Origin of the sequence: Aurantimonas sp., from assembly GCF_964217435.1 — a bacterium.
GTDB lineage: Bacteria > Pseudomonadota > Alphaproteobacteria > Rhizobiales > Rhizobiaceae > Aurantimonas > Aurantimonas coralicida.
The window spans coordinates 58,655-65,305 of sequence record NZ_CAXPJM010000003.1; the positions used below are offsets into that span (position 1 = coordinate 58,655).

Here is a 6,651-nt window from a genome sequence, read left to right on the forward strand (position 1 = left end):
GCTGGTCATCATTCGTCGCCCCGAACCATCGTGAAGAAGTCGACGCGCGTCGCCTCGGTCTCCTCGGCGGAGCGCCGGTCGGCCTTCTCCTGCTTCGTCAATGCGGGGCCAACGACCATGGCTTCGATCGCGGCTCGCCAGTCGTCGCGCTGCCAGCCGGCATCGAGTTGCGCGGCGAGGCGCGCGTGGTCGGCGTCGCGACCCATGATCATCGCGTGGCCGACTTCGCCCGAGGCGAGGCGCATGCTGGCGCGCGTGACGCTGGCCTCGCCGATATTGAACGGTGCGCCGCTGCCGCCGATCCGGCCCTGCAGCATGACAAGCCCGACCTCGGGGCCGCGCAGGCTTGTCACCGGCACTTCGCCGGCGATCGCGTCCCAGGCCGTCGCGAGCGTCTGCGCATTGGTGGCTGCAAAGGCTTCCATGGCGCGGCGGCGCGCGGGCCGGCTGGGATCGGAGGAGTGGTTGTCCGAGGAGAGCATGGCATTCTGTCCGTTGTGGTCTGGTCTGATGGCGTCGGTCGGCTGAGACACTCAGCGCGGATCCGACAGGACCCGCTTTGGCGGTGTCAGTCGTCAGGCTTGCGATGGCCGGCTCACTCGAACCGGGCACGCAGCCGGTCGGTGAAATATTCCATCACCAGCACGATCGCGAAGATCGCGAGGATGATCGCCGAGGCGTTGCGGTACTGGAAGAGGTCGAAGGCAACCTTCAGCTCCTGGCCAATGCCGCCGGCGCCGACAAGGCCGAGGACGACCGAGGAGCGGACCCCCTTCTCCAGCGCAAAGAGCGAGCTGTTGATCAGCGTCGGCATGATGCTCGGCAGCGTGGCCCCGAAGAGGATACTGACCCGCGAGGCGCCGATCGCCCGCAAGGCCTCCTGCGGCTTCTTGTCGGCCTCTTCCATGGCTTCGGCGAAGAACCGGCCGCAGAAGCCGATCGTGTCGACGACGATCGTCATGGTGCCGGCAATTGCGCCGAGCCCGACCGTCGAGACGAAGACCAGTGCCCATACGAGATCCGGGATGGTCCGAAACAGCGAGATGATCCCCCGTGGCAGCTGCCGGAACGCCCCGAGCGGGGAGATGCCGCGCGCTGCGAGCCAGCCGACCGGCAGGCTGATGACGACGCCGATGACCGTGCCGACGAGCGCGATCTGCAGGGTTTCGAGAATGCGCCAGCCCATGCGCTGGAGGAAGGTCGGTTCCAGATTGGGCGGCAGCATGCGGCCGATCAGCTCGACCATCTGCGGCGCCCCGGCGGCGAGCCGCTCGGGCGACGGGGCGACCTGGCCGAGCGAGACCAGGAAGACCGCTGCAAAGGCGACGAGCAGCGTGAAGCTGACCGGCGAGATCGAGGGCAGACGCGAGGGCGCGCGCATCCGGGCCGGCGCGTCACCCATTAAAGACGTCTTCCATCTGCTGCCGATCGACCATCGGAGTTGGGAGATCGAAATGCACCCGGCCGGCCTTCAAGGCGATGATCCGGTCCGAATAGTGCATCGCATGCTCCATATCGTGCGTGGTGTAGACCAGCGTGATGCCGTGCTCGGAGGCGAGGTCGGAGAAGATCGTCATGATCTCGCGACCGACCGAGGGGTCGAGGCTCGCGGCGGGCTCGTCGGCGATCAGCAGCTTCGGCTTTCTGATCAGCGCGCGCGCAATGGCAATGCGCTGGGCTTGACCGCCGGAAAGCTGGTCGGCGCGGGCGCAGGCCTTGTCGGCAAGGCGCACGTCGGCCAGCACCTGCATCGCTTCCTCGCGCCAGTCCTCGCGGGCGAGGGCGTGATGCCAGGCCCGCCATCCGCCGGGCAGGCCGAGCTTGCCCTGGACGACGTTGGTGAGCACCGACTGGCGCCCGACCAGTCCGTGGTTCTGGAAGACGAAACCGATCTGCCGCCGAAGGCGCTGCAATTGCGCGCCGCTCGGGGCCGACTGGAAGGTCTCGCCCAAGGTCATGATCTCGCCGTCGCTGAGCGGCAGCAGGCCGACGAGGCATTTGAGCAGCGTCGACTTGCCGGCGCCGTTCGAGCCGATCAGCGCGACACGCTGATCGCTCCCGATGTCGATCTTCACACCGGTGAAGACATGGCGGCCGTTGGCGTAGGCTTTGCCGAGATCACGGGTGGTGATGATCGTTGCCCCCGGCGCCGTGGCCGGTGGGACATCCAATCGTTCCGGCTCCCGGCAAGGGGGAGCCGACAGGGCCGCGTGAAACGGACCGGCCTTCGCGGCCGCCGTCTGGTCCAGGAGAACGCTCATTCGACGAAGGCGGTGAAGGTGTCGACGCCGATGGTGCGATACATCGAGCGCACATAGTCGTACTCGCTGTCGTCGATGTCGGTCAGGAAGGTGCCGCCCTTGAACTTCTGATTGTCCTCGCCCTTGAGGACGGCGCTCATCAGTTCGTTGCCGTTCTCGAGAAAGGCATCGCGGATCGTCTCGTAGACGTCTTCGGGAATGTCCTTGCGGGCAACGAGGATGTCATTGGGCAGATCGCGGCCGCGGGCGACGACGGCAAAGGCCTTGTCGGGGAAGGCGGCCCGGATCGAGTTGAGATGGTCGAAATTGAGCCCCATCGCGGCGATGTCGCCGCGGATCAGGGCCTCGGCCGCGACGTTGCGCGAAATGATCACCGGCTCGTAGTCGACGCCGTAGTTCACGCCCTGGTCTGCGAGCGCCTGGGCGGGTCCCAGATGCTGCGAGGTCGAGCCGACCGAACCGAAGGCGATCTTCTTGCCCTTCAGGTCCGCGATGGTGCGGATCGGGCCGTCGGCGAGAACGGCGAGCTGGGCGAAATAGTCCGGGCGCTGCCAGGCGACCACGATGCGCGGATCGCTCAACTCCTTCATCACCACGTATTCGGCGGGGCCGGTCAGGACCAGCTCGACCTGTCCGGCGTTCAGCGCCTCGACGGCCGCCGTGCGCGAACTGACGGAGATCAGCTCGATATCGAGGCCGGTCTCGGCTTCGAGCGCTTCCTGGAAACCCCCAAATTCCTGCTGCAGGGCTTCGAGCCCCTCGATGTCGGTGACAGCGAAGCGGACGGGTTCGGCGATGGCCGTCACCGAGGTGACCACCGTGGCGGCGAGAGCGAAAACCAGCGAACGAAGCATTCTGTTTGTCCTTCTGTATAGACAGGGCACCGGGTTCGCAGCTACCTGTATAGACAGCAGGTGACGCATGAATGACAAAAGCACGAGGGGCCGAGATGGCGTGGCTGATCGAGAACGCGAGGACGCTGGCCGGCGACAGCTGGCATGAGCGCGGACTGCACGTCGCGGGCGAGCAAATCGTCGACCGGGCCGAGCGTCCGCGGCGACTGAATGCCGAAGGGCTGCTGGTCTTGCCCGGCATTGTCGACATCCATGGCGACGCCTTCGAGCGGCAGATCATGCCGCGGCCCGGCGTGCGCTTCGATGTCGGTCTGGCGCTGCGCGACACCGATCGCCAGCTCGTTGGCAACGGCATCACCACGGCGTTTCACGGCGTGACGATCTCCTGGGAGCCGGGGCTTCGCTCGCTCGACGCGGCACGCAGCTTCATCGGATCGCTCCAGGCCCTGCGCCCGCATCTGAACTGCGACACGCGGCTGCATCTGCGCTGGGAAACCTTCGCACTCGACGCGGTCGCCGAGGTGACCGAGTGGCTGTCGCTGGAGCCTTTGCCGATCCTCGCCTTCAACGACCACACGACCGGCTCGGTGCTGAAAGGAACGATCGCGCGCAAGATCGGCCAGATGGCGGAGCGCTCCGGCCTGTCGCGCGAGGACTACATGGCGCTGCTCGACGCCGTGTGGGCGCGGCGTGACGACGTGCCGGGCGCCATCGCCGAGCTCGCGGCGGCAGCAAAGGCCGGGGGCAATGTCCTGCTGGCGCATGACGAGGCCACGCCCGAGGAGCGCGCCCGGTTCCGGGCGCTCGGCGCGCGCTCCTGCGAGTTTCCGCTGAATACCGAGACCGCCGCGGAGGCCCGTGCCGGCGGGGAGGACGTCATTCTGGGCGCGCCGAATGTCGTGCGCGGCGGCAGCCACAACAAGGCGATGGATGCGCGCGAAGCGGTCGCATCGGGCCATTGCACGGTGCTGACCAGCGACTATCACTATCCGTCTCCGCTGCATGCGGCCTTCGCTCTGGCCGATGGCGACGTGGACGCGCTGGCGCATTACTGGCCGCTTGTCTCCGGCAACGCTGCGCGCGCCGCGGGCCTTGAGGATCGCGGCAGTCTGACGATTGGCAAGCGGGCGGATCTCATCCTGGTCGACATGGCTGACATGCGGCATCCGGAAATCGTGGCGACGATGGTCGGCGGGCGCATCGTGTATGCACGTCGGGCACTGGAGGAGTCGCCTCTGGCGGCACCGGTCCAGGCGACCCCCGAGATGGCGGCGGGGTAGGGCCCATGAGCAGCACCGCCCCGCAGGAGATGGAAAACGACGCCGCGACGCCGGATTTCGGCGATCTGGTTTTGCGGCCGCGCAGCGACATGCCGATCTGGCAGCAGATCCACGATTATGTCCTGGCGCTTGTCGAGGATGGGCGGCTGCGCCCGGGCAGCCAGTTGCCGGGCGAGGTCCATCTGGCCGAGAAATTCGGCGTCACCCGCATCACGCTTCGTCAGGCGCTGCTGCAGTTGCAGCAGGAAGGGCATCTCACCTCACGAAAGGGCGTCGGCGTGTTCGTGCGCAGCCCGCCCTCGGTGCTGTCGGTGCGCGACGGCAGTCGTTTCTTCGACAGCTTGCGCTCCGACGGCAAACTGGTCGAGACGCGCACGCTGGTGCTGGTAGAAGAGGAGGCTGACGCGGCAGCCGCCGCGCAGTTGCATCTGCCTGTCGGCGCTCCGGTCATCCGGCTCCGCCGCGTGCGCTCGGCCGATGGACAGCCGATCCACGCCAGCACCAAGATCCTGCCCGCAAGGCTCCTGCCGGACTTCGCCGCCGTCTATGCGCGGCGGCAATCGGTCACCGATGTGTTCGTCGCACATGGCATCGGCAAGTATCGACGGATCGAGACGCGGATCAGCGGAGGCTTTGCCACCGCCGAGGAGGCGAGCCAGCTGGAGCTCACGCCCAGCACGCCGGTCTTCCGCACCAGTGCCGTCAATGGCGACGCGGCGGGGAACCGGATCGAATGGGGCACCGGCTGCTGGCTGCTCACGTCGGTCGATTTCGTTTTCTGAGCGCCGCAGGAGCCGGTGCAACCGGCGACGAATCCCACGCTGTCCTGCCGAGGGGGATCGAGGCCTTTCGCGTCATGGCCGAAGGCCTGCGCACCGGCGCCGAACGAGGGCGGCATCCGGCTTGACGCGGACCTTGAGAGGCACTCACACGCTAAGTCGGCTTCTGGTGGACGCTTCACGGCGTCGATAAGACTGGGCCGAGAACGGGACGGCAGCTCTCCGCGTGCAACGCCCCGATGCTGCCAGTCCGCTTTCGGCCCCTTTGCGTTAGTCAAAGATGGCGCCGAGACTTGACCGACCGCGTGAAGTCGGCCCATCACTCGCGCCGAATGCAGATAGTGCCACAGCACAATGCCGCACCGTGTTCTGCGCAATAGGAGCTGTGAGATGGCGCGAAAAATTCGGCACGCAAGTTGGCTTGAGAACCAGACAGCCGATGCCGAGCCTCCGGAACCGTGCTGGCTATGCGGCCGATTGCTGGGTGAGACCGTGGATCGCTTCCACCCGATCCCCAAAAGCCGGGGTGGCCGAGACACCGTTCCTGTCCATCCCATCTGCCGAGAGACCATCGACGCCAATTTCACTGCGAGCGAACTGGTCCGCCACGCAGAAAGCGGGACGCCCCTTACGGACAATCAGACGGTCGCGCGCTTCGTAAAATGGGTCGCCAAGAAGCCTGCTGACTTCCATTCTGCGACCAAATAGGGCTGTCAGTCGAACGTCGGCTTCGTCACCTCTTTTCCCGGAGAGCTGCCCGGCTGCAACCGGCCCATTCTAAATGAGCGATCATCAGCACGCGTCGACGAGAGCCTCCAGATCGTCAGTTGCGTTGGGAGGTCCGCGCCAGGCGCGGTGTGCCTCTCCGGTGATCGTGCATCCGCGCGCAGGCGCAATGGTGCTTGTGGACCGTGCGCGCTCCGCAAACACCCGGCCGACACCGATCAGGATCGGGCGGTCGACGCCGATCCGGGCGACGACGGCGCCGAGATCGGCGAGCGTGCCGGCGGCGCGGGTCTCGTCGTCGCGCGACAGGTTGGCGGCAACGGCGACCGGGGTCGTGGCCGGCAGGCCGTGATGGATCAGGCGCTCGGCGATCTTCGCCGCCATCCGGCCGCCCATGTAGAAGACGGTGGTGGCGTGATCGTCGGCCAGCGCATGCCAGTCGAGGTCCTCCGGCAGGCCGCCCTTCTTGGAATGGCCGGTGACGAAACGCAGCTGCTGGGCCCGGTCGCGATGGGTCAGCGACACGCCGAAGCTCGCCGCCAGCGCCGAGGCGGCGGTGATGCCCGGCACGATGGCGACCGGAATGTTCTCGCGGGCCAGCTCGTCCAGCTCCTCGCCGGCCCGGCCGAACACCGACACGTCGCCGGATTTCAGCCGCACCACGTGCTTGCCCGCCTTGGCGAAGCTGACCATCATGGCGTTGATGTCTTCCTGGCGGCAGCTGTCGCGGGCGGCGCGCTTGCCGACCAGC

At 67.0% G+C, this 6,651-nt stretch carries 7 protein-coding genes; 2 read left to right on the forward strand and 5 right to left on the reverse strand.

What is annotated here, in order from left to right; genetic code table 11:
- Window positions 1-8 precede the first annotated feature (8 nt).
- The 4 genes from phnG to ACEQX1_RS01330 all read right to left on the reverse strand — a co-directional run bounded on the left by phnG (window position 9) and on the right by ACEQX1_RS01330 (window position 3,115).
- Window positions 9-482 (reverse strand): phosphonate C-P lyase system protein PhnG, encoded by a 474-nt coding sequence (phnG, locus tag ACEQX1_RS01315; RefSeq protein ID WP_370195838.1) that lies wholly within the window; start codon window positions 480-482, stop codon window positions 9-11.
- Window positions 483-595: 113 nt separating this feature from the next.
- On the reverse strand, window positions 596-1,402 hold the full coding sequence (phnE, locus tag ACEQX1_RS01320; RefSeq protein ID WP_370195839.1) for a phosphonate ABC transporter, permease protein PhnE: 807 nt from the start codon (window positions 1,400-1,402) through the stop codon (window positions 596-598).
- The gene (locus tag ACEQX1_RS01325; protein WP_370195840.1) at window positions 1,395-2,171 is read right to left on the reverse strand and encodes a phosphonate ABC transporter ATP-binding protein; all 777 of its coding nucleotides are present in this window, start codon (window positions 2,169-2,171) and stop codon (window positions 1,395-1,397) included. The genes phnE and ACEQX1_RS01325 overlap by 8 nt, the downstream gene beginning before the upstream one ends.
- Before the next feature lie 86 nt (window positions 2,172-2,257).
- A complete protein-coding gene (locus ACEQX1_RS01330; RefSeq protein WP_370195841.1) occupies window positions 2,258-3,115 on the reverse strand; it encodes a PhnD/SsuA/transferrin family substrate-binding protein in 858 nt (285 codons plus the stop codon).
- A gap of 71 nt (window positions 3,116-3,186) precedes the next feature.
- Between ACEQX1_RS01330 and ACEQX1_RS01335 the strand changes: the two genes are divergently transcribed.
- Window positions 3,187-4,395: an alpha-D-ribose 1-methylphosphonate 5-triphosphate diphosphatase gene (locus ACEQX1_RS01335; protein WP_370195842.1), complete on the forward strand. Its 1,209-nt coding sequence runs from the start codon at window positions 3,187-3,189 to the stop codon at window positions 4,393-4,395.
- Window positions 4,396-4,424: 29 nt separating this feature from the next.
- On the forward strand, window positions 4,425-5,177 hold the full coding sequence (gene phnF, locus ACEQX1_RS01340) for a phosphonate metabolism transcriptional regulator PhnF (RefSeq protein ID WP_370196438.1): 753 nt from the start codon (window positions 4,425-4,427) through the stop codon (window positions 5,175-5,177).
- A 789-nt stretch (window positions 5,178-5,966) separates the two neighbouring features.
- Here phnF and ACEQX1_RS01345 read toward each other — a convergent pair.
- Window positions 5,967-6,651, reverse strand: a 685-nt coding sequence (locus ACEQX1_RS01345) for a uroporphyrinogen-III C-methyltransferase (protein ID WP_370196439.1), incomplete at its 5' end; no start/stop codon positions are given.